This window comes from Leptospira abararensis (assembly GCF_016918735.1).
GTDB classification, from domain to species: domain Bacteria; phylum Spirochaetota; class Leptospiria; order Leptospirales; family Leptospiraceae; genus Leptospira_A; species Leptospira_A abararensis.
In genome coordinates, this window is sequence record NZ_JAFFPR010000027.1 from 176,402 (window position 1) to 195,876 (window position 19,475).

The window sequence follows — 19,475 nt, forward strand, 5'->3', positions numbered from 1 at the left end:
ATGAAAACCTTAATCTCTTCGGATGTACGTTTGCTTGCGAACCTCATCCAAGAGGGAAAGGTCGTTGTGTTTCCCACAGAAACTGTCTATGGAATTGGGGCTTCCACAAGGCTTGAGTCGGCTTGTCTCCGAGTGTATGAAATCAAAGGAAGGCCCAAAGATAATCCTCTCATTGCTCATTTCCATTCTATCGAATCCATTGCCGCCGTATGTGAGTTAGGGGATGTTGGTAGAGCGTTATTGGAACGTTTTTCTCCAGGTCCTCTCACTCTCATCCTTCCTAAAAAAGACAAATCCCTTTTTCCAAAGGAATTGGATACACTCGCCGTAAGGATTCCTAAAAGTCCAGTGGTTCGAGAATGGATTGAACTTTCTCTGGGACCGGTCTCTGCCCCCTCAGCCAATCTATCGGGTAGGCCTTCTTTAACCAAACTAAGTGATGTTTTGCGATACTTTGACGGGGTGGTGGACGGAATCCTTATCGCTGAGGAGCCGAGTTTCGGGATTGAATCCACGGTAGTAAGCCTTGTGGGAAAAACTCCGGTATTACTACGGCCCGGATCCATTGAGTCGAATGAACTTCTGAAAATTCTCCCTGACCTTTGGATTCCAGGGTCTGGTTCCCAAAAGGAGACAGATTCCGTTCCCTTAAGCCCCGGAACAAAATACAAACATTATGCTCCCACAGCCCGTGTGATTTTGGCATCCAAAGAGGAATTCGAATTTAGTTTAAAGACAATGAATGAATCCAAGTCCACTGCATGGATTGGATTTTCGTTCGAAGAGATAGAGCTCAATGAGGGAAATAAACTTGGTAATCTTCATCCGATATTCAAAAGCGATCGTTTCTGCTTTGTATCCTCTAATGAAGATTATGCGTCTAAACTCTACGCTTTTTTTGAAGCCTGTGACTTCGCAGGAATCGATACAATATTTTGCGAAGTTCCCAAACTCGGTAAAGGAGAAGAGGGCCTTCGCAATCGATTGGAGAAGGCTATCAGTAGTTAACTTTTAGAAACCTTAAATTCCCAATTATCTTCTGTTTTTCCATGCGAGACGAATGGGGGATAGGAGTGAGATCTCGTTTAGTGATTCTAAAGTTTTTAATTCAGAAATCAGTCCGCCAAGAATGGGAATTTTGTTTCTTAGATTGTAAGCAGGAAGTTCTTCTGTGAGAAGGATCGGTTTTCCACCTAATCTTTCTTTCACTTCATGAACTGCATCTAAAAGCCCTCCGAGTGAATCCACAATCCGGTTTTCCACAGTTGGCAAATACACTCTCCCCATTCCAATTTTTGGAAGGTCTTCTAAAGGAATTTTTCTTCCTTCGGCCACACGCCTATAAAACAAACCTTCGATCTTTTTGATTTGAGATTCTAGATACTGAACACTTTGTTTGGAAAGGGGTTGGAATTCAGAATGGATGTCTCGAAAAGGATAAAATCCAACGGCCTCTTTATTCAATTGAAACTTTTTGTATAATTTTTGTAGATTGGCTCGGATACTCACTGCACCAATGGAACCTGTAATACAAACGGGAGATGCCGTGATATGATCTACCGCCGAACCAAGGTAATACCCACCGCTCGCAACAGTATCTTTAAAATAAGCGGTAACAATTTTGGTTTTCTTTAATTCTAGGATCTCTTGGTGGATTTGTTCGGAATAAAACGCGGACCCGCCAGGTGAGGAAATTTCTAAGATCACTGCTTTGATTTTTTTGTCTTCAGAAAGAGCTTTTAGATTGGGAATGAGTGAGAAGGCTTCAATTTTTCCATTTTCTCTATGTTTATGTAAAAAATCACCTCCAGAGATTCCTCCTTCTAAAGGAAGGATCACTACTTCAGCCTTTCGTTTGGGAAGGATGCGAAATTCTTTGATTTTGTAGTGTAGGGACGGATAGTTTCCAGAAAACACCTTTCTGTCATCAGAAAAGAATTCTGTTTCTGTTTTGATTCCTTGGATGATACCAGCTGACAGAAGTTCATCGGAAGATAGCATTGGTCTATAGAAAATAGGCTCTAATGATTTTTTTCCATTGGTAAGGGCAGTTAGGATTACTTTTCGTAAATCCAAAACCAAAGTTTCTAAATTCTTTTTTGCTTCTTTAGAAAACTCACCCCTAGTGAAACTTTCGGCAAAGGATTTGTAGGGACCGGAGGCAAAGGCTTGGACTTCAATCCCCCAGGTTTTCAAAAACTTACCAAAAAACATTGGTTCGGCGCTTGGTAATAAAACCATAAATTCGGATTCTGGAGCCAAATAACTTTCTGTAGCTGCAGTGAGTAAAAGGAGAGTTCCGACTCCACCTTCTTTGGCAAAGATTCGGACTTTTTTACCTGAATCTTTAATGGCAATGAGTTGGTTTCTCACTTCATAGAACTCAGAGAGAGTCCATTCCAGAGGGGGAAGGGAGATATCTAAGGTTTTGATTTTCCCATTTTTTTGGATGAGTTTGAGAAGGATGAGGAGTTCTAATCTTGTGACGGTTTCTTCCTTACCCTGAAATTTTTTGACTAAGTAAGACTTGTAAGAATCTTCAAAAACGGCAGGAAATTCCAGTTCATAGACCTCGCGTCCTCGTTGGAAAACTAGGCTTAGACGTAGGTATAACTGATACAGAAGGCGAAAGGGCAAAAAAAGTATCAAAAAAAGAATGCGAAACACGGGCGAACCTCTTCCGTCATTTCTTAAAATTCTTTCCAGAATGAAAGAGGAAAACAAGCTATCCGATGTGGATTCCTTTATTCGTATTCGCGGCGCCCGAGAACATAACCTCAAAAACATAAACCTTGATATCCCAAGAGATAAACTTGTGGTCATCACTGGACTTTCTGGATCGGGGAAGTCCTCCCTTGCCTTTGATACCATCTATGCCGAAGGACAAAGGCGGTATGTGGAGTCGCTTTCCAGTTATGCCCGTCAATTTCTCGGGCAAATGGAAAAACCAGAAGTGGACCAAATCGAGGGACTGAGTCCCGCCATCTCCATCGAGCAAAAAACAACTCACCGAAACCCGCGTTCCACGGTGGGTACAGTGACAGAGATTTATGATTATTTACGGCTGTTATATGCCAGAGTGGGAAAACCTCATTGTCCCAAATGTGGAACCGCCATATCTAGCCTTTCCGTCGACCAAATCACTGATAGAATCAATTTATTTCCCGAAGGAACCAAACTCCAAATTATGGCACCCGTCATTCAGGGCAAAAAAGGGGAACATCGCGAGGTCCTCGAACGTTTCAAAAAAGAAGGATTCAACCGGGTGCGTGTGAATGGAGAGGTGTATTCGTTAGAGGATGAAATTCCTTTGAAGAAAAACTTCAAAGCAGATATCGATATCGTTGTGGATCGAATTGTGATGAAACCAGGAATTCAATCTAGGTTGTCGGATTCCGTAGAAACTGCTTTAAAGACGGCGGATGGAATTGTGGTAGTCGAGGACGGAGAAAAAGACCATCTGTTCTCTCAAAAACTATCCTGTCCCAAATGCGATGATGTGAGTATTCCCGAACTCACTCCAAGACTATTTTCTTTTAATTCTCCATTTGGTGCTTGTTCCCATTGTGATGGGCTCGGAGTCCTCTTAGAGTTTGATGAATCTCTCCTAGTGACTGATAGAGATGCTTCACTCGCCGAAGGTTGTATCGAAGCCTGGGGAGGTTCCAAATCCAATTCCTATTGGTATATGGCCACCATACAAGCGTTATCCAAAAAATTGAAATTCAATTTAAACACTCCATGGAAAGATCTATCTGAAAAAATTCGATCTACAATTTTACATGGAGATGCGTCCATTCATATCGATTATGATTTTCGGGGTGCCAATTCGCATTATGAATTTTCCAAAAATTATGAAGGTGTGATTCCTAACCTCAAACGTCGGTATAAAGAAACAAAATCGGATTCGATGCGCCAGTGGTTTGAATCTTTTATGACAAACCATGATTGCGATGAATGCCATGGAAAACGTCTCCGTCCGGAAGCCTTGGCTGTCAAAGTACAAGGAGTGGGAATCGATGCTTACACTGGTTATTCCATTGAAAAGGCCTTAGCGTTTACAAAATCCTCCGAATACAAAGGGGCCGAAGATACCATTTCTAAACCTATTCTAAAAGAAATCCTCCAACGCCTTCACTTTTTGAACGATGTGGGTGTAGGGTATTTGAACCTTAGCCGTTCCGCAGGAACATTATCCGGTGGTGAGATGCAGAGGATTCGACTAGCGACTCAAATTGGATCTCGCCTAATGGGTGTTTTGTACATTTTGGACGAACCTTCCATTGGCCTTCATCAAAGAGACAATACGAAACTTGTTCAAACCTTAAAAGGCCTTCGTAATCTCGGGAATACAGTTCTTGTTGTCGAACACGATAAAGAAACCATGGAAGAGGCAGATTTCATTGTGGATATGGGTCCTGGCGCTGGGATTCATGGCGGAGAGATTGTGGCCTTTGGCACTCCCGAACAAATCAAAAAAGACAAACATTCTGTCACAGGTAAATTTCTCTCTGGGGAAAAAAGAATTTCCATGCCGAAAACAAGGCGCGAGGGCAATGGAAAGTTCCTAAAAATCACTGGAGCCACACACAATAATCTCAAGAATATTGATGTATCCATCCCACTTGGAAGTTTAACGGTTGTTACCGGTGTGTCCGGTTCCGGGAAGTCTACTCTTATCAATGAAATTCTCTACAAGGAACTTGCAAGTTCTGTGATGGGAATGAAGCTCATTCCTGGAAAACATAAAAAAATCCTGGGTAAAGATCAGATTGATAAGGTGATTAACATTGACCAGTCGGCCATCGGAAGAACTCCGAGATCCAACCCGGCAACATATACTGGTTTGTTCACTTTTGTCAGGGATTTGTATAGCGGACTCGAAGAAGCTAAGGTGCGAGGGTATGGACCCGGAAGATTTAGTTTTAATGTTGCCGGAGGACGTTGTGAAAAATGCGAAGGCGACGGAATCTTAAAAATTGAGATGCACTTTCTTCCCGATATCTATGTAGAATGTGAAGTTTGTAAGGGCAAACGATACAACAGAGAGACTTTGGAAGTAAAATACAAGGGAAAAAATATTTCCGATATTTTGGATATGACCATTGAAGAGGCCGTTGTTTTCTTTGAAAAAATTCCAAATCTCAAACGTAAGTTAGACACTCTTATGGATGTGGGACTTGGTTATATTAAACTCGGCCAAGCTGCCACAACCTTTTCTGGGGGTGAGGCCCAAAGGATTAAACTATCCACAGAACTTTCCAAAAGACCTACAGGAAAAACACTTTATATTTTGGATGAACCAACAACAGGACTTCATTTCGAAGACATTGAAAAGTTACTTTCTGTCCTGCAAGTCCTTGTCGACAAAGGAAACTCGATGGTAATCATCGAACACAACTTAGATGTGATTAAAGCAGCAGACTATATCATTGATATTGGTCCTGAGGGTGGTGACGGTGGTGGGGAAGTGATCGCTACTGGGACTCCAGAAGAAGTGGTTACCGAAAAACGTTCGTTTACTGGCCAGTATCTAAAAAAAGTATTGGAAGAAGAGAAGGCGCTAGACATCAAATATGCCAAAAAGAAATCCAAGTAGTTTGTTATGGGTGTAGAACAGGTAAACTTGATTTTAAAGTATGGGGTCCCTGGTTCTTCTTATCCAAAAGATACCGGCGGACCAGAGGCCGGGTTTTATCGAAGTTGGAAACCCTATCTCATAAAGGAAGGTTTTTATCACTTTCTTCTCGGTTTAGAATCTTATTTAGAATTCCAGAAGAAACTATCTCACTTAGCAGAAGAGCCTGTGGGTGTTTCTCTTGCTCTTTCTTGTATGGTCGAAGTCAATGTGGCAGGGGGAATCTTAAAACAAGCTCATTTACAGATGGAGAATGAATCTTACACGAAAGGAAAATCGGTGAGTGAAAAAACTTCATTTGATTCTCCTTGGGACGCTTTTCGTAAAACAAACCCTACAAGAATCTATGCTGTAGGAGTGAGTGAACCCGGTTGGGAGGGGAAACTTAGGAAGCTGAGTTCAACAGTAAAAGATGGACTTCTGTCAGGAACCAAATCCTTTATCACCAATGGTGGGGAGGCCGACCTGATTTTCTGGATAACGAAAGAGGGATCAGAAAATCCCGTCTACCTAGTGCATAGGCAAAGAGAAGGGAATTCCACGGATCAGAAAACCCAAATCCAAGAAGAGTGTTTCCAAACAGACTTTACCCATCTGGTAAGTCATTTAAAACTTTCGTTATGCGAATATCCCATCACAAAGGATGACTTGGTTTTAGAAAATTATGGCAAACTGGGAATGGAACTAAGATTAAAAGAACTTATGTCTTTAGCTTCGTTACTGATTGGGAAAACAAAAAAGATCTCGTTAGAAGAGCAAACTGTTGCAAAAGAAAGAGAAAAACTGATCGACTGGAGGGAGTCTTTTCTCTCACCTAGAAATGGAAATCCCGATGGTGAATTTTTACTTTCTGGATTTCCTTACCCGACGGAAGGCTTGCTATTGGCTCTTGCCAAACTCTGGAAGGTAGATTCTCCTAAGGAACTTAAGTCCATTGATCCAGACTACCAACTTTTTGTTTGGGAAGATTCCTTTACCAATTACTTAGTCCAAATAAAAAAAAGGAATTCTTAGTGATGGTGGTCGTGAGCGTGTCCATGGCTATGGCCGTGGTGACCAAATTCACGTTCGGTTTCTCGTATAGCGATTCCTTCTAATTGGTTTTTTAGAGCGGAAGAGAGAATTTCGACTGAAACAAACGGAACACCAAATTCTTCTTTTAGTACTTTATGAATTTCTAAAACGATTTTATCCCTGTCTGCATCTTTTTTGACTAAAATCTGTAGTTCGACTGAGAACACACCTGATGTGAGTTTTCGAACAGTCATTTGGGGAACTGCTTCGATGCCTCGATAGGTTTTGATATGTTCCAATAAATGCTCTTTGTCAAATTCACTTGTATCTGCTTCTATCAGAATTTCTATAGATTCTTTCACGATTCCATAGGATGTTTTTAAGATAAAGATTCCAAGGATGATACTTAGGAAATGGTCTACTTCTTTAAATCCAGTAAATCGAATGAGAAGGGCTCCAACGACAACCGCAAGGGTTCCTAGTAAGTCACTAATTACATGGAGATATGCCGATTTTAAATTGAGACTTGTTTTACTGACTCCTACGAGAAGCCCTGCAGATATTAAATTGATTCCAAATCCCACAAGGGAATAGGCGAGCATCGCATCCGCTTCTACATGAGCCGAGCCAGAAAAGCGCATATAACTTTCATACAAAATAAAAAGAGCAATCGCAATGAGGAGAAGGCCATTGAATAAAGCTGCTAAAACCTCAAACCGGTGGAATCCAAAAGGATATTTTTGTGTTGGTTTTTTGGATGCAATGAGAAGAGCAAATAGCGAGATAATATGGGCAAATACATCGGTAAAAATATGGCCTGCATCCGCAAAGAGAGCAAGGCTTCCGCTCTCTTTTGAACCAATCCATTCAATAAAAAATATAAGAACAGAGAGCAGACCCGAAAGGCTTAAAAAAAATACCAAGCGAGAACGTTTGGGTCTTGGTTTACTCATTGTTTGTATTGAGTGACCCAGTAGCTCTAGGTACAACCACAATGTCCACGCGGCGGTTCAGAGCTTTGTTTTCTTTTGTTGTATTGGGGACTATGGGTTGGAATTCCCCATAACCGGCGCTAGAAAAGTTTTTTGGATTTAGGTTTTTGTTTTGCAACATATGATCCAAGACGGATAACGCACGTTCGCTGGATAAGTGCCAATTGTTTCTGAATTTTGTTTTGATGGGAACATTATCAGTATGACCTTCCACCACAATGTAGTTTTCTGGATAAGCAGCTAAGATATCCCGAATTTTTTCAATCGCAGGAAGGATGGCAGGTTTTAGTTCCGAAGAACCACTATCAAAGGATATTTTATCATCAATATTGATGATAAGTTTGTTATGAAAACGTTTGAGGCGAATTTGGCCTGAAGTGATTTCCTTGGCTAACTTTTCTTCAAACTCTTTGGTTTGTTCGGCAAGCCTTTCTAATTCTCTTTTTTGTTCTTTGGTGAGTTTACGTAGGTTTCCAAGTTCCTCTTCTAAATTGCGAATCCTTTCTTTCAGTTCATCCATTTTGGATTCATAATTTTCTCGGAGTTTTTGTTCTTTTTGAAGGTTTTCTCGTTCTTTTTCTTCGAGTTTTTTCTTCAATGCATCTAGATCTGCCCTGTCTTTTTCTTCTCGTTTTCGGTTTTCATCTGCAAGGAGACGTTCTTTATCCGTTCCTTTCTTTTCTAAACCACGAAGGCGCATATCGTAATCGCGCATCTTATCAGAATACTCATCTTGTTCTTTGGCCCGATTTCGTTTTTCTAATTCTAAGTCTTCGGTAAGATTGCGATTTTGGGTTTGGAGTTCTTTTTTTTCCTCTTCCAAACGATTCAGTTCGTTTTGGTGTTGTTTACGAATGTCAGCCAGTTCTAGTTCCAAAGCATATTTTTCTTTATAGATTTGGTTGTATTCGTAAGGAAAGTAAACCCAATCTGCCGATAGGCCGGAAACAAAAACAAGGGTTAGGAGTAAGAAGCTTAGGCTTCTTTGTTTACTTCGCATCGTCAAAACTGTCCTCTAAATTGACTTTTGGCAAACTAGGAGCTTCTGTTTTGACTCGCTCCCAGTCAGAGACCCGACGGCGAGCGTCGGATTTTTTCTCTGCATATTGGGTTTCATAAATTTCTTTTTTAATATATTCTGGGTCGGTTGGAGTTTTTCCTTGCGATTCTTGGAATTTAACGGCAATTTCCGAGCGAACTAATTCGAGTTCAGCGATGAGTTCACCAAGAGCCGCTTCTTTCATCTCCAAATAGGCCTTGTCTTCTTTTTCTTTTTGCACCCAAGTTTTGTATCTAGTTTCTTCTTTGGCCCGTTCCAATTCATGGCCCAGGCTTTCCTCCAGATACCTTTTGGAAGCTGCCGAGTCTTCTTTCAAAACGAAGTAGGTTTCTTTGGTGCGAGCCAGATCCCTTTGGGCGCTATGTTTTGTTACCTTACTTTGCGAGATTTTGATCGCTTGGCCTGTGAGAGTGTTTGCCTTTCTTTGCGCCGAGACTTCGTTATTAAGTTTGATGATTTTATCTGTCAGAACTCTTGTGGCGTTTTTCTGTTCTGAGTTCATTACCTCATCCCGTACATAAGCATCAGGAACTTTACTAATTTTTGGTTCGAAGAGAACACAGTGGGAAAAAACAAGTAGAAGAAAAAGATTCGTTTTCAAAATTCGAACTCGTGCCGACATAGGATATAGCCTATGCTCTACGTGACATAACCGTCAATTGGAAAATTCAGGAAATCCGCTGATTTATGGAAGAAGAAAGAAAGAAAGAATCCGAATTCCGTATCAAAATCGACAGAGACAGCGATTCCTATGATGAGTTTGTCGCAGAGATCAAAGACCTCATTACGGCTGAGGATTCCAAACAGCTTAAAGAAATGTTGGATGGGGCTCACCCCGCCGATATCGTCACCTTATTTCGTGACTTAGAACGCGAAGAGGAATTATACCTATTTCGTCTTCTTCCAAAAGAAGACCAAGCCTATTCCCTGATCAAAATGGAAGAGGAGACCTTGGAGTCTTTTTTAGAGGAACTTTCTGTAGATGAGATTTCGAACACTCTGGATCATATTGAAACAGATGAAACCACCTATCTTCTTTCTTATTTACCAGGCACCAAACGAGAGCTAGTTTTAGCAAACTTAAGTAAAGCCGATAGTTTTGAAATTCGTTCCCAGTTGGGTTTTCGTGAATACTCGGCGGGACGTCTTATGTCTAAAGACTTTGCAACTGTTTCCATAACAGACAATGTTCGCAAAGGAATCATCAATGTTCGCAAAAAAGCAAAAGAAATCGAAGACATCTACCAAGTGTATGTTACCGATGAAGATGGAGTCCTTGAAGGGTTTATTCCTTTAAAAGATTTATTCCTCACACCCATCAACACTAAGGTAGCAAAAATCACAAACTTCTCTGTCTTTGCTTTTCATTATGATGTCGATCAGGAAGAGGTCGCCAATACATTCAAAAAATATGACTTAGTCAGTGCCGCAGTCACAGATGATTTGGGTCGAATCATTGGCCGCATCACAGTAGATGATGTCTTAGAGATCGTGGAGGAAGAGGCTTCGGAAGATATCCTACTTATGGCCGGGGTATCAGAGGATGAAAGATTATCTACACCCATTTTACAATCGGTAAAACGAAGGATTATTTGGCTGAATGTGAATTTACTCACTGCTTTTGTAAGCTCTACAGTCGTTGCTTTTTTTGAAGATACCATTTCTCAAATTGTGGTTCTTGCTACCCTTATGCCAATTGTGGCAGGGCTTGGAGGGAATGCGGGTACGCAGTCAGTAACGGTTGTTATCCGAAATATTGCCACAGGAGACCTCTCCTTTTCTAATTGGTGGGAAGCGGTTCGAAAAGAATGTACAATCGGAGTATTGAATGGGCTTGTACTTGGAACCGTAACAGGATGTATGATCTTCTTAGTAAAAGGAAATCTTGTTCTTGGTCTTGTGGTAGGAACTGCTATGTTTGTAAATATGATTGTCGCCTCTCTCACGGGATCATTAGTTCCGATCGTACTGAAAGCAATGCGTGTGGATCCGGCAATTGCATCCTCTATTTTTGTGACTGCCACCACAGATGTTTGTGGATTTTTCTTTTTCCTCGGACTTGCCACAGTGTTCGCAAAATATTTAGTTTAGGGATTGCCCTTTCAATTTAAAATTCTTGCCACTAAAGAGAAATCACCAAATACTGATGTCGAAATGAAATTCTTGCCTTTGTTTGTATCGGTTCTCTCTTTCTTTTTAGTCAGCCATTGCCAATCTACACCTCAAACGAGCCCAAATGCTAAGGAAGAAATCACTCAGGAAACTCTTCCTATAAAAGATTTACTCCCACCACCAGGGGGCGAAGGAGAAATCATTATCAACGAAAAAGGGGAAGAAGTGCAAAACCACGCGGGGGAGATTCCTTTCTTTCAAAAGAAAAGCGATCTGCCTACAGAAATCTTTCGCGTATTTATTGCCTCTGATTCCTATCAAGTTCGTCAAATTCGCCATACTGATAAAATTCGTAGAAAGCCGGATGCAGGTGGAGATGAACTTTCGAAAGAGGAAATGAAGAAATTTGATCTACTCAGTTTTGTGGATGATGGAATGATCACCATTGGCCTAAATACTGTGACAGGAAAACTAGAATCCATTGCTTTTGACCGTCGTGTTCCGAGAATCAATGATATCGCAAAAATCATTCAAAATGATGCTTCCCGTTTCAATTACGAACATTCTACTAAAGATGGGAGTCCCATCATCACCAAGTTTTTGATTAGTTACCAAATTCGCCTCTATCCGGGAAAAACTAGAGACGAAATTAAGCAGATGTTACAAAAAAAGAAATAACCAATCCATCAAACTAACATTGTGTTCAGGGGATTCCTTTCATCCTTGTCTTATTACTTCGTTACAATTTCAGCAAGTCACCACTTGAAGTTTCCATGTTTTTCATATTGGAAAGGAATGGTTTCCGCAACTGCTGGGACTTTTAGGCCCGAATCTCCTTTTAAATCAAACTGTGCGGTTTTGGATTGGATGGTTTTGTAAAGAGAGGAGCTAATCGAAGTGATCGGAAACTTTGTGGCTACTTTTACAGTGGAAGTTTTTCCCGAATTGAGAATTTCTTTAGGTGTTCCATTTAAGAATTTTTCGCCTGCCAAATTTAAATCATAGGTAAGACCTGTTAGGTTTAAATTAGAGGCTGCTTGGTTCGAGAATACAAAATCAAATTCGGTATTTAAATCTAACTTTAAGCCAGCTAATCCTGCTTTGGCGGCCGAAGTGGCAGGTTGTTTGGATCCTCCCAGAAGTCCTTTTAAAAAACCAGTGGCCGAGTCAGCAAGGGTATCTGTATGGGATGCGCTTAGGATATCGGCTTCCGTGGGCATTAAAATTTTGAAGTTTTGGATTTCCACATTAGGAAGAATCGCTGGGATTTCTCTTTTTTTGACAAAGGGAAAAGTAAGTGAATCTTTTCCTAGAAGTTGCCACTGTTTGGGAATTGGAACTTTCATATTTCCTTCGGCGCTAACTTCTAACAAAGGTTTGTTCGGAAATTTTTTATAAAGATTGAGTAGGTCTGTATACTTTAGTTTGACTTCCAAAGGAAGTTGTTTTGTTTTTTTCCCTTCAATAGCGCCTAGGTCTGTTTTGATTTGGGAAAGTTTTAATCCTTCAATTTTAATATCCATATCGAGTAAGGAACTGGGAATAGAAACTGGATAGGGATTTTCCACTGAAGTAACTACATTTAATGTGATATCTGTAAATGTGATGCTTTTGATTGATAGAGAATCAAATTCAAAAGCAGGCAAAGGAATTTTATCTTGGATCACACCAAGAACAGAACATTGGAGAGTGAAAAGAGAAAAAATTAAGGGAAGTGCCAATTTCATCCTAAGAAATCTCCCCTAAATCTAAAGCTTTGTCAAGTGAATTGGATTCTCATAACTACGGGGGCGTGGTCAGAGAGAACCGGTTCTTTGGCAATGTGAACGGATTCGATTTTGTATTTAGAAGATTTTGTGATAAAAAAATAATCAATCCTCCAACCCTTGTTGTTTTTTCTTGCTTGGAAGCGGTAGGTCCACCATGAGTATTCGTCGCGGATCTCTGGTTTGAGAATCCGAAAGCAATCGATAAAACCCAAATCCAAAAACTTGGAAACCCAAGCCCTCTCTTCTGGAAGGAATCCTGAACTCTTTTGATTACCTTTGGCATTATGGATGTCTATTTCTGTATGGGCAATGTTCACATCGCCACAAACAATCAGAGGTTTTTTCTTCTTGGTATAAGGTTTTGCAAGTTCAAAAAAAGAGTCTAAAAACTGGTATTTTACCTTTTGACGTTCCTCCCCACTCGTTCCAGAAGGAAAGTAGAGATTCCAGAGATAAAAATCAGGATATTCGAGGAGGATGGACCTTCCTTCCGAGGAATAAATACCATCTCCCATACCCACAGCGACAGATTTCGGCTTAAATTTGGTGAGAACCGCTGTTCCACTGTATCCAGGTTTTTCTGCTAAACAACTATGAACTTCGTAACCCAGATCTCGAAATTCTTTTCTGTCAATTTCTGTCACGGGGGCCTTTGTTTCTTGGAAACAAATAATGTCAGGATTTTCCTGACAGATAAAATCGAGCAAACCTTTGCTCAAACTGGAACGAATTCCGTTGCAATTTAACGTAATGATTTTCATCTAGAATTGAGATCGATTGTATGGCGTAATACGTCGATACTAAAAAAGGCATGATAGAAATTTCCGCAGAAATTCCGTTCCTCCGAACGTCCAAACTCTCATTTTTACTCTGGGATGAATCTCCTGGGAGTTTAGAAACATGGGACTGGAACGAGGGGCTCACTATATTTTTCCAGACAAGGCGTGCTGGGGAATTGGAGTTCCGTTTTGGACCGCCACTCTGGGGAATTCCAACGGATACGAACCGTCTCGAGTTTCCGTTTGTATCCATTCACAATATCGCAACAAATAAGTATTTGGCTTCCGAATTATCAAAGTTAGGGGAAGGAAAAACTATATATGTTTTGCTTCCTAAAGGATTGGAATTGGAAGCCCGTTCCGTATTTGCTCGTTTAGAATATCTTTGGGATGATAAGGTATCGCCAGATCGTATCACTCATAAATTTGGTCTGACTGGCAAAACAAGTTCTGTTGCTGAATCTACTGTTTCAAATCAGCATATTTCAAAAAAAGCAACTTTGAGCCACCCACCCTTAGAATTTGTGGGAAGGTCTGGGCGAAAAAAAGAAAGAGAGGCTGTGTTAGTTTCTGCCAACGATTCGGAAGTCCATTTCGAGGAAGTAAATTCGGAATTGGTCTACGAAGAAAGAGAAGAAATTTCCCCCCCTGATGAATCTCCGAACCATCCGTATGATTTAATTGAATCATCTTTTTCTGAATCTGAATCCGATGTGAGTGAACCTCCCAAAATAGACATTAAATCAGAACCAGCACCAAAACCTTCCGAATCAAAAGAAGTTCCCGAAATACATTCATTAGATGGTTCTGCAAATACAAGGTTTTCTTTGCAATTAAAAATGATGGGAGTGATTAGTTTCCTTTTCGCTCTATCTGTTTCTGTAATTATCTTTTTCGCCTCTTTTTACTTTAAGAGGTCCATCGAACTTCAGTTACGTGATAATAATATTCGGATTGCCGAAATCATTGGTTCTAAGGTAAAATCGGATATTTTGGGTGTGGTAGAAAAGGGGCGACAAATCGCCATCACACTGACAACACAAGGACTTCCGGAAGCCGAAAGAAGACTTCTCATAAAAACTTTTTTTCAAAACGATAAGGAATTTATCTACTTAGGAATTTTCGAAAGAAAAGAGAATGCCTTGGTCATGAAACGCGAAGTTTTTAACGAAGAAGAACTTAAAAAAAGTTCCGTAACGGAAGAAGATTTTCATGCAGTGGTCAATCGAAATCGGGATGCTCTTGCCGAAGCCTTTAACGGACAAGCGGTTTTACTAAACTCAAGTCCTGGATTCCAAGAACCTTCTTTTGCTATCGCTATTCCGACCTCAGAAAATGGAGAACTTGACAATGCCCTTGTGATGATTGTTAAGTTGAATAAAATCATAGGTGCCTTTTCCAAAAAAGGAATCGAAACCACTTTTATGGTAAATGGAAATGGAACGGCACTTGCCCATCCCAAAGAGGATTTGATTCTTGCTGCCACTGATCTTGCCTCAATGCCTATCGTAAAATCTATGTTAACTAGCGCGCCGAATACAGGACAGATGAGTTATTTTGATGAAGAACTTGGTGGGCAGTATTTAGGTTCTTTTCAGAAGATAGGATTTGCAGATGCGGGAGTGATTACCATTGTATCTGAAGAAAAAGCCTTTGCCGATGTTTACAAAAGCCAAAAAACAAATCTTTATATCGCTGGAATCGGGCTTTGTTCGGCACTCATTTTTGTATTTTTCTTTTCCAAAACCATTACAAAACCAGTTTTGCAACTCTTAACTGCCACATTAGAGATCGCCAAAGGAAATTTTAAGATTGGGATCAAACCGACTACCCAAGACGAAGTGGGTCTTCTTACCAAATACTTCATTGATATGGGTGCTGGTTTGGAAGAAAGGGAAAAGGTGAAAAATATCCTTGGGAGTATGATTGATCCTGTTGTGGTACAGGAAGCCATGGTAGATCTTGCTGCTTTAAAACGAGGATCAGAGACTCTCATCACTGCTTTTTTCTCAGATGTTGCCAGTTTTTCTACTATTTCCGAGCAACTAAAATCAGCAGACCTTGCTGCCCTTTTGAATGAATATTTATCTGCCATGACCCTGCTTTTGAAAAAACACGAAGGGGTTTTAGACAAATACATTGGGGATGCCATTGTAGGAATTTTCAATGCTCCAGTTCCTGTCGTTGACCATGAATTGAAAGCCGCCCGTGCAAGCGTTGATATGGTAATGAAACTTGCGGAGTTACGTGAGTATTGGACTCAAAACAATCTTTATTCCAAAGAAGCGCAAGTGATGGATGCAAGAATTGGACTCAATTCAGGACCAGCTAAGGTTGGTTTTATGGGAACAGATGCTCTCGCATCCTACACTATGATGGGAGATACAGTAAACCTGGCGGCAAGGCTTGAAGCTGCTGGTAAAGATTATGGAGTCAACATTCTCATAACCGATCCCATTCGTGATTCCATCCAAGGGGAGATGGTAACTCGTTATCTGGATCTTGTTCGAGTGAAAGGTAAAAATGAGCCGGTAAAAATTCATGAACTCATTGGATACCGATCGATGGTTTTACCAAACTCGCTTGAGGCTGCGGAAATTTATGAATCAGGATTCAAAGCCTATTTAGATCAAAATTGGAATTTGGCGATCAAACTTTTTTTGGATTCTGAAAATGCCAAAGGCAAAAAAGATAAGTCTAGTCATATGCTTATCGAACGCTGTGAAGAATACAAACTAAACCCTCCAGGTTCCGATTGGGATGGTGTGTTTACGAGGACACATAAGTAAAGTTTATGAGATGGTTAAACGATACAAGATTTGTAGTTTCGGCACTGTTGTTGCTAATTCTTGTATTCTCATTCCTTCTTCATCGAAATTTAAATTATCGTTTTAATGACGCTGCAGGTCCAACGATCGGAATCATTACTTTCAAGAATAAAACCGTGCTTCGAAAATACAACGACGCAGTCGTTTGGGATTTGATTGAATCGAAAACAGAAGTGAAAAATAGAGACACCATCCGCACGGAAGGTCTATCTGACGCAATACTTACCTTAAATGATGGAACAAAGATCAATATATCTGAGAACTCGATGATTCTTTTGGATATCTCGGATAAAAACATCAACATCAACTTTGCTTATGGATCTTTTGAAGCCGCGCGAGAAGGTACGGTCTCTGGTGATATGAAGATGAATATCACCGCAGGCGACAAAACGGTTTCTGTTGCCAATGGTGATGTAAAACTGGATAAAACTAAATCAGAGTTAAATATCAAAGTAGATCAGGGTGAGGCAAAACTTACTTCCAATGGAAAAGAAGAGACCATTGCCAAAGACCAAATTGCCAATGTAACTGAATCAGGGGTTAAGGTGGGAAAACCTGTGTATCGTTTGGCGACACCCGAGGATCGAAAAAACATCCTCTCTGAATCGGGATCAGAACGAATTTCTTTTTCCCTATCTGGATGGAAACCAGAGTCTGCCAAACAAACGAACCCTGTTATAGAAATTTCTTTATTCCCTGATTTTTCGAAGTCCTTGGTTAAGGAAAAATTATCATCACCTAATATCACTAAGAAGTTAGAATCTGGATCGTATTATTGGCGAGTTTCTTACGAAAATCCGAGTTCCAAATCGAAACAGACCACTGAAGTGTATCAATTCCGAATTCTTAGTGATCCAGGCCTTCGCATTCTAAGCCCAAAATCGGGAGAGATTTTTTCATTCACACAAGATACACCTGTGGTTCGTTTTGTGTGGAATCCTTTAGATCTTTATTCCTCTTATACAATACAAATTGCAAAAGATTCTAATTTTTCGGAAGGAGTGTTCTCCAAACAGACACAGAACCAATCATTGGCATTTGATTCTTTAAATGAGGGAAATTACTTTGCCAAAATCCAAGCAAGGTCGAATCTTCCTGGAATCTCCGAAAAATCGTCTCCAGTGATTAAATTCCAGGTCACAAAAAAGACAAATACGGCACCACCGGAATTGTTAGAGCCGGCACGTGGAAAAACCTTTGCAGAAGAACAAACGAAGTCCCAACTTTTCTTTTCCTGGAAGGATGATAAAGATTTTGGCCAATACGAATGGGAATTAAGTTCAGATTCTAATTTCCAATCTAAGGTAAAGTCGGAAGCTACTAAAAACAATTTTTTGAAGCTCACTGGTGGACTGGGTGTTGGAACATATTTTTGGAGAGTGAAAGGAATTGGTTCTAATGGAGTTTCCTTAGATTCCAAATCCTCCTCTTTTAACGTAATTGCCAAAGAGGAGATGGAGCTTGTTGCACCAGGAAACGGAGCTGAGGTGGAAGTGGATGAACGTTCCCTTGTCGTTCTCAAATGGAAAAAATTAACGGGTAAGTCAAATTACGAAGTAGAAATCGCAAAACAGTCCGACTTCCAACCTCTCCTTTTAAAAGAAAATGTTTCTGGAAATTATTTTGAATTCAAATCGAAGGACCTAGGAAGATTCTATTGGCGAGTTCGTCCAGTAGAGGGCGAGGTCGAATTCAGTGGGGTTCGTAACTTCCAGATGATTTCTGGTATGGATCCTCCGAGTTTGGTGACTCCAGTTCGAAATGAAACCATCGATTTATTTACAAAAAATTCCATCGTTTTCACTTGGAAACCAGTGGAAAAAGCATCAGGATACCGAATTCATTTGATTGATATTTCTGGGATCAGGGAAAAACAAATTTTAAACGAAAAAGTTAGTTCAACCAAACTCCAGTTTAGCGAAATTCAAAAATTGAATGTCGGAAGATTTCGATGGGAAGTCGCTACTTTATACAAACAACCAGATGGATCAGAAAGAGAATCTGCCTACAATAAACAGGACTTTTTCATTTCAGTTCCAGAATTGAAAGTTCCGAAAATCCTAACTCCAGGAAAGATCTATGTGGAATAAGTTTTGGTTTTGTTTAATTTTATTTTTGTTCTCAATTTTCTCTCTATCTGCCCAAATGAATGGAGAAGAACAAACCCAATACCAATTACGTTGGATGGATGTGGACGGTGCCACGGGTTATGTTTTAGAAATCAAAAATTCTAGTGGATATCTTGTTCTCTCGGAACGAGTGAATGGAACTAGTTATGATTTAGTCAATTATACTTCAGGAATTTACGAGCACCGTGTAGCAGTTGTTAATAAGCTTGGGAAGGTTGGAAGTTATTCGGAATGGGTAAAATTTGAAGTGGTGGTTTCCAAAGTTCCCACACTCACTAAAGATTCTGTTTTTTCTGTATCCAAAGAAGAAAAGGAAAAAGTTTTTTTACTTGAGGGAAAGGATTTTATTCATCCCATGAAGGTGTACATGGTGACTGGTAGTGGGAAAAGAATACTCGCCAAAAAAGTCATTATCGAATCCGATTCAGTAGCGAAGGCGACATTTGCTGTAGATGCAGATTCAGATACAGGAATTTATGATTTGGTTTTAGAAAATCCAAGAAATAAAGTCCTTACCGCCAAACAAAGAGTAGTTTTATCGGATTCCAAAGAAAAAGCCTCCCAGTTTGCTGCCAGACAAGAGAGGATCATACGGAAAGAAATTCCAGAGGATTATTATGAAACTCCTTATTGGTCAACACTTTGGCGCTCCACTCTGATGCCAGGTTGGGGCCAAAAGTACATCGACGGGAAAAATTGGAAACTCTACGTATTCCCAGTTGTAGCTGTTTCTGCAGCCGCTTTATATGCCAATTCATATAATAAATTTTTAAGTGCAAGATCTGACTACCAGTCTGCCGTACTATTGGGAGTGGTTTTGGTCGAAAGGCAAGACTCACAACTTCTTTGGTTAGTCAATAGAACCAATGCAGAGGCAAAATTTAATACCGCTAAAACTGAGTTAGGTGTGATTCAAGCAGGTGCCGGAATTTTAGGTGTATTTTTACTCTATAATATTGTGGATTCCTATTTTTCTGCTAAAAGGAATGTAGCAAATTACGAACCAGGATTTCCTTTAGGAGAAACGACCAAACGCGTACAAGCAACTGTCACAACAGATGCGGGTTGGAACCAGTCAAAATTTACGTATGAATATGGGTCACGTTACCAAATCGAATTCTCCTCGCGCTTCTGACAAAAAGCTTGTTTAGGGA

Annotated in this window: 14 protein-coding genes; 8 read left to right on the top strand and 6 right to left on the bottom strand. The window is 40.3% G+C overall.

The window, feature by feature from the left end:
• Window positions 1-1,008: an L-threonylcarbamoyladenylate synthase gene (locus JWG40_RS09120; protein WP_205285484.1), complete on the top strand. Its 1,008-nt coding sequence runs from the start codon at window positions 1-3 to the stop codon at window positions 1,006-1,008.
• A gap of 24 nt (window positions 1,009-1,032) precedes the next feature.
• Here the strand turns inward: JWG40_RS09120 and JWG40_RS09125 are convergent, their stop codons facing one another.
• The gene (locus JWG40_RS09125) at window positions 1,033-2,667 is read right to left on the bottom strand and encodes a S49 family peptidase (RefSeq protein ID WP_205285485.1); all 1,635 of its coding nucleotides are present in this window, start codon (window positions 2,665-2,667) and stop codon (window positions 1,033-1,035) included.
• A 40-nt stretch (window positions 2,668-2,707) separates the two neighbouring features.
• On the opposite strand from JWG40_RS09125, the gene uvrA reads away from it, so the two are divergent.
• A complete protein-coding gene (gene uvrA / locus JWG40_RS09130; protein WP_205285486.1) occupies window positions 2,708-5,599 on the top strand; it encodes an excinuclease ABC subunit UvrA in 2,892 nt (963 codons plus the stop codon).
• Window positions 5,600-5,605: 6 nt separating this feature from the next.
• Window positions 5,606-6,652, top strand: a complete 1,047-nt coding sequence (locus JWG40_RS09135) for an acyl-CoA dehydrogenase (RefSeq protein ID WP_205285487.1) — start codon at window positions 5,606-5,608, stop codon at window positions 6,650-6,652.
• On the opposite strand, the gene JWG40_RS09140 is transcribed toward JWG40_RS09135, so the two are convergent.
• Genes JWG40_RS09140 through JWG40_RS09150 form a run of 3 tightly spaced genes read right to left on the bottom strand, consistent with a single transcriptional unit; the run spans window position 6,649 to window position 9,326 of the window.
• Window positions 6,649-7,605 (bottom strand): cation diffusion facilitator family transporter, encoded by a 957-nt coding sequence (locus JWG40_RS09140; RefSeq protein ID WP_205285488.1) that lies wholly within the window; start codon window positions 7,603-7,605, stop codon window positions 6,649-6,651. The genes JWG40_RS09135 and JWG40_RS09140 overlap by 4 nt on opposite strands.
• Window positions 7,598-8,644 (bottom strand): OmpA family protein, encoded by a 1,047-nt coding sequence (locus JWG40_RS09145; RefSeq protein WP_205285489.1) that lies wholly within the window; start codon window positions 8,642-8,644, stop codon window positions 7,598-7,600. Before JWG40_RS09145 ends, JWG40_RS09140 begins: the two co-directional genes overlap by 8 nt.
• Entirely contained in the window at window positions 8,634-9,326 is a 693-nt protein-coding gene (locus JWG40_RS09150; RefSeq protein ID WP_205285490.1) for a hypothetical protein, read from the bottom strand. The genes JWG40_RS09145 and JWG40_RS09150 overlap by 11 nt, the downstream gene beginning before the upstream one ends.
• A 65-nt stretch (window positions 9,327-9,391) precedes the next feature.
• Between JWG40_RS09150 and mgtE the strand changes: the two genes are divergently transcribed.
• Window positions 9,392-10,795 (top strand): magnesium transporter, encoded by a 1,404-nt coding sequence (gene mgtE, locus JWG40_RS09155; RefSeq protein WP_205285491.1) that lies wholly within the window; start codon window positions 9,392-9,394, stop codon window positions 10,793-10,795.
• A 63-nt stretch (window positions 10,796-10,858) separates the two neighbouring features.
• Window positions 10,859-11,494, top strand: coding sequence for an LA_2219 family laminin/E-cadherin/plasminogen-binding protein (locus tag JWG40_RS09160; protein ID WP_205285492.1), 636 nt, complete (start codon window positions 10,859-10,861; stop codon window positions 11,492-11,494).
• Between the two features lie 77 nt (window positions 11,495-11,571).
• Here JWG40_RS09160 and JWG40_RS09165 read toward each other — a convergent pair whose 3' ends face one another.
• Window positions 11,572-12,543: an LEA/WHy family protein gene (locus JWG40_RS09165; protein WP_205285493.1), complete on the bottom strand. Its 972-nt coding sequence runs from the start codon at window positions 12,541-12,543 to the stop codon at window positions 11,572-11,574.
• A gap of 32 nt (window positions 12,544-12,575) precedes the next feature.
• Window positions 12,576-13,346, bottom strand: coding sequence for an exodeoxyribonuclease III (locus tag JWG40_RS09170; protein WP_205285494.1), 771 nt, complete (start codon window positions 13,344-13,346; stop codon window positions 12,576-12,578).
• Between the two features lie 50 nt (window positions 13,347-13,396).
• On the opposite strand from JWG40_RS09170, the gene JWG40_RS09175 reads away from it, so the two are divergent.
• The 3 genes from JWG40_RS09175 to JWG40_RS09185 are packed head-to-tail and all read left to right on the top strand — an operon-like array spanning window position 13,397 to window position 19,456.
• A complete protein-coding gene (locus JWG40_RS09175; RefSeq protein WP_205285495.1) occupies window positions 13,397-16,153 on the top strand; it encodes an adenylate/guanylate cyclase domain-containing protein in 2,757 nt (918 codons plus the stop codon).
• Between the two features lie 5 nt (window positions 16,154-16,158).
• On the top strand, window positions 16,159-18,282 hold the full coding sequence (locus tag JWG40_RS09180; protein WP_205285496.1) for a FecR domain-containing protein: 2,124 nt from the start codon (window positions 16,159-16,161) through the stop codon (window positions 18,280-18,282).
• Window positions 18,272-19,456, top strand: a complete 1,185-nt coding sequence (locus JWG40_RS09185) for an LIC11435 family protein (protein ID WP_205285497.1) — start codon at window positions 18,272-18,274, stop codon at window positions 19,454-19,456. The genes JWG40_RS09180 and JWG40_RS09185 overlap by 11 nt, the downstream gene beginning before the upstream one ends.
• Window positions 19,457-19,475: the final 19 nt, after the last annotated feature.

Excerpts from the sequence above, each read along its gene's own strand:
- JWG40_RS09120 (WP_205285484.1), top strand. The coding sequence starts at position 1 with ATGAAAACCTTAATCTCTTCGGATGTACGTTTGCTTGCGAACCTCATC.
- uvrA (WP_205285486.1), top strand. The coding sequence starts at position 2,708 with ATGAAAGAGGAAAACAAGCTATCCGATGTGGATTCCTTTATTCGTATT.
- JWG40_RS09135 (WP_205285487.1), top strand. The coding sequence starts at position 5,606 with ATGGGTGTAGAACAGGTAAACTTGATTTTAAAGTATGGGGTCCCTGGT.
- JWG40_RS09140 (WP_205285488.1), bottom strand. The coding sequence starts at position 7,605 with ATGAGTAAACCAAGACCCAAACGTTCTCGCTTGGTATTTTTTTTAAGC.
- JWG40_RS09145 (WP_205285489.1), bottom strand. The coding sequence starts at position 8,644 with ATGCGAAGTAAACAAAGAAGCCTAAGCTTCTTACTCCTAACCCTTGTT.
- JWG40_RS09150 (WP_205285490.1), bottom strand. The coding sequence starts at position 9,326 with ATGTCGGCACGAGTTCGAATTTTGAAAACGAATCTTTTTCTTCTACTT.
- mgtE (WP_205285491.1), top strand. The coding sequence starts at position 9,392 with ATGGAAGAAGAAAGAAAGAAAGAATCCGAATTCCGTATCAAAATCGAC.
- JWG40_RS09160 (WP_205285492.1), top strand. The coding sequence starts at position 10,859 with ATGAAATTCTTGCCTTTGTTTGTATCGGTTCTCTCTTTCTTTTTAGTC.
- JWG40_RS09165 (WP_205285493.1), bottom strand. The coding sequence starts at position 12,543 with ATGAAATTGGCACTTCCCTTAATTTTTTCTCTTTTCACTCTCCAATGT.
- JWG40_RS09170 (WP_205285494.1), bottom strand. The coding sequence starts at position 13,346 with ATGAAAATCATTACGTTAAATTGCAACGGAATTCGTTCCAGTTTGAGC.
- JWG40_RS09175 (WP_205285495.1), top strand. The coding sequence starts at position 13,397 with ATGATAGAAATTTCCGCAGAAATTCCGTTCCTCCGAACGTCCAAACTC.
- JWG40_RS09180 (WP_205285496.1), top strand. The coding sequence starts at position 16,159 with ATGAGATGGTTAAACGATACAAGATTTGTAGTTTCGGCACTGTTGTTG.
- JWG40_RS09185 (WP_205285497.1), top strand. The coding sequence starts at position 18,272 with ATGTGGAATAAGTTTTGGTTTTGTTTAATTTTATTTTTGTTCTCAATT.